We start from the raw sequence: 432 nt of genomic DNA, 5'->3' as shown, positions 1-432 counted from the left end.
AGGGCAACTACGTACCACTTTCGACTGTTCTGTCCTAGATACAGGGCGGTAAAGTTCGCTCGCAGATAAAAACAGTAACTGAATTTGTAGGCAGAGTTGATGGGCGTTGCCGCGAAGAAAACCATAGTCTCTAACTCGCTGAAGACCTTTTGGTAAAACATGTTGAAGTATCAACCATAGGAACTGTGTTATCGGAAGTGTTCGGGATCTTCGTTGTTTCGTTTTGCCATCTACATATTCGAAGGTGACTTCATTCTCTGTGACAGATTTGATGTCTTTGTCTGGCAAGACTCCACGGTAGAGATAGCGTGACAGATATTGCAGAGCAGGTAACCCATACCCAACACACCGACAGTCTACGACCCATTTTGAGGGAACATCTCGGGGTAAAACCGCAGGTATTGTCTGATTGATGGATTCTAGCATTCGGGC

General features: G+C 45.6%; 1 protein-coding gene. It reads right to left on the bottom strand.

The window, feature by feature from the left end:
- Positions 1 to 426 (bottom strand): transposase (locus tag CIK04_RS31610; protein ID WP_325206064.1); only part of this gene is annotated, 426 nt, incomplete at its 3' end.
- Between the last annotated feature and the right edge of the window lie 6 nt (positions 427 to 432).

It is taken from the genome of Vibrio sp. 03_296, from assembly GCF_002265885.1.
Note: the sequence above shows the minus strand (reverse complement) of the source record. Positions and strands in the feature narration are given on the sequence as shown.